3 protein-coding genes are annotated in these 3,071 nt (G+C 53.2%); all 3 read left to right on the plus strand.

The genetic code is table 11. From position 1 onward, the window contains the following. Positions 1–176 (plus strand): transposase (locus tag FS320_RS40765; protein WP_192926244.1); only part of this gene is annotated, 176 nt, incomplete at its 5' end. Positions 177–353: 177 nt separating this feature from the next. Continuing rightward, positions 354–2,111, plus strand: a complete 1,758-nt coding sequence (locus FS320_RS40770; protein ID WP_152718227.1) for a DDE-type integrase/transposase/recombinase — start codon at positions 354–356, stop codon at positions 2,109–2,111. Beyond that, the gene (locus FS320_RS40775; protein WP_162003583.1) at positions 2,104–2,976 is read left to right on the plus strand and encodes an ATP-binding protein; all 873 of its coding nucleotides are present in this window, start codon (positions 2,104–2,106) and stop codon (positions 2,974–2,976) included. The genes FS320_RS40770 and FS320_RS40775 overlap by 8 nt, the downstream gene beginning before the upstream one ends. The last annotated feature ends 95 nt before the right edge of the window (positions 2,977–3,071 follow it).

Here is a 3,071-nt window from a genome sequence, read left to right on the forward strand (position 1 = left end):
ATCTCGCCCGGGCGGAGTTCGCAACGCTGCGGTTGCGCCTGCTCAAGATCGCCGTGCGGGTGCAGGAAACCACCAGCCGCATCCGACTGGCCTTTGCCTCGTGCTGTCCGGAAGCGGATCTCGTCCGGCGTCTTGCGAGCGCTCTGGCACCCCAGCCCCGGGCGGCCTCGCCCTGAGCGCCGGGGCTGCCATCGCCCCGGTCATCCCATCCCGTCCCTGCCAACGCGTTCCCCACGTTCCAGACCTTGCCGCGGTGAAAGAAACGCAGCGGATCGGCACGCCCGCGCTACCAAATAGGCCCCGAAACAAACTCTGGTGAATAGGAACGGCTAAAGCTATTTTGGCGGCATGGCATGACCTTCGCTGCGCTTCAGACAAACTATTGCAAGTGTGGCGGACCTGGAAAAAGACGAAACCCCACTGGGAAGAAGCTCGGACGCCCTCGCGTTTACACCCGCATCGCCGGGATCAATCCAGGGATCAACGTCAACGATGAGGTTCACTCATACTTCCACGTTGGAGCAACACACTACTTCGCCCGCAAATGCAGCATGCAGAAGGCCCTAGATCATATTATCGATATATACTTTTCGAAGGAGTTTACGGACGATCAAGGACGCGTCCGCATTCATATTGACGAGAACGCAAAGCCAACGCTCACTCAGTTCCGGTACTTCGTAAATACCACATACCCGTTTGCTGAGCGTTACCGAAAGCGAAACGGGCAAAAGCGCTGGAACCTCGAGGGACGTGGGCTTGTAGGACGGGCTGACGGGGACATTCAGGGACCAGGAGATCGCTACTTCATCGACGCCACTGTTGGTGATGTCTACCTTCGGTCCCAACTTGATCGTCAACGCATTGTAGGCCGTCCGGTTATCTACTTCGTAATTGATACATTCAGCCGATTGATTGTCGGCATCTATGTTGGCTTCGAAGGGCCTTCCTGGATTGGGGCTATGATGGCCCTCGTCAATGTTGTCACACCAAAAGTTTCATTTTGCAGGCAATACGGCATCGATATCGAGGAGATGGATCGGCCTTCCCACTATTTGCCAAAGATACTCCAAGCTGACTGCGGAGAACTGAAAAATACCCGCCTCGGGCACAATATCGTACACGGGCTGCACGTCGAAATTGATAATGTCGGCCCATGGCGCCCTGACCTGCAAGCTCTTGTAGAACGACGTTTCGGAAGTGTGCCAGCAACATTCAAGGAATTTGTACCAGGGTATATCCGCTCAGACTTCAAGGAACGTGGAGCAGAGGATTACCGCTTCACCTCCAAGCTCAACCTCTACGAATATACGGGCAACGTAATCCGCGCCGTTATTGAGCATAATTACCATCCCATTGGGGGGAAATTACCACCTGCAGAGATGATAACAGAGGGCATGACTGCGTGCCCGATCGACCTCTGGAATTGGGGCATCATCAATCGAAGCGAAGCTCTACCTACGGCATCAGTCGACGAAGTGGCATTGAATGTCATGTACCCTGATAAGGCGAAGGTAACATCTAAAGGGATCGAGTTTAACGGAGACTTTTACTCTTGTCCGACTGCATTGCGGGAGGAATGGTTTTCTATTGCTCGTAAGCAGGAATGGCACGAAGCCATCTCATATGATCCTAGAGATCTTGGAACCTTTTATCTCCGAAACTCCAAGCTTCCAAATGGATACGAAGTCTGCAGCCTATTAGACCCAAACTCCTCTCGAGCTGGCAAGACCCTCGTAGAGGTTCAGGAACTTGATCACGCATACAAGGATAACCTTGCCGCGACCGAGAATGAAAGGCAAAGCCGCCGAATTCAGTCTCGCCGTGAGATGAGAGCGGTTGAGAAGCGGGCTATCGCAGAAGCCAAAGCTATCGGCAGCCCCGAAGGCACGAAGACCGCAAGGCTAGCGTCAATCCGAGAGAACAGGTCGCAGGAAAGGGAGGCCCAAAGAGCCCGGGAAAGGTTCAACCTTGCGCAATCCAACGCTGTCGACAAAGTCACAGTATCCAGCGACTTAGGGGGCAGTGGATCGCCGACCAACTCAATGACGAGCGACTTGTTGGCTATTTTGAGACAACACCGTCAGGACCGGGGAAGAGATGGCGATGGCTAGGCGCATGAGTGGGGCCATTCCTATCAATGTTATCCCCGCTGAATACCGCCCTGCTATTTTGGAGGAATACAAAGGCAATCCGTTGATTGAAGCCCTGCCACCGCTTACTGACATAAGTGACCTTATGAGAGCGTTTGGCAGATTTCCGCTTGTATCTGATGAAGAGAGAACTTTGTCGCCTGTTATGCGCATGCAGGCAATTTCACGCCTGGATAACTACCTAGAACCCCTACCTCAACATTTCGAAGTCGCCGATACGTTGAACCTGATACTGCGGGGTGGCTATGTACATCGGAATCCCTTGAGACCGGATTATCGAGCCGAGTTGATACGTCTCTACAGACATTCGCTTGACGGGGATCGTCGATCGCTTTTTGCGGCTCCACCATCAACAGCACCTTCCTTCGCGCTGTTTGGGATTTCCGGGCTCGGGAAATCAACGGTGATCGAACAGACCCTCTCGTTTCTGCCGCAAGCATTGTTGCATAAGAAGTACAAGTTTCTGCAACTGGTATGGCTCAAGCTAGACTGTCCTGGTGGTGGAAGTATCAAGCAACTTCTACTGGCCCTCACAGAGGCCATCGATAGCCTGATCGGCACCAAGTACAAACCACGTCGCCTGCGCGACACGTCAGTCGAAGAATTCATAATTGAAGCGGCGAAGATTGCAGCAAGGCACTATCTAGGCGTCTTAGTTATCGATGAAATTCAAAACCTCTTGGCTGCAAAGGGAGTTGGCGTCGAAACTCTGCTCAACTTCCTTGTGATGTTCCAAAATATTGCCAAGATCCCCATCGTCTTTATTGGCACTCCTCAAGCGCTCTCCGTACTAGCCGATCGTATTCACCTGCGCTGGTTGCGATGACCTGACTTGCGGCTTGGGCGAGCCAATCTGTTGCGCCTTTTTCATCGCGGCGAGGTTTGGAACGTCGGAACGCGTTGGCGGAGAAGACATGGGGT

This window comes from Microvirga tunisiensis, from assembly GCF_009296175.1.
GTDB lineage: Bacteria > Pseudomonadota > Alphaproteobacteria > Rhizobiales > Beijerinckiaceae > Microvirga > Microvirga tunisiensis.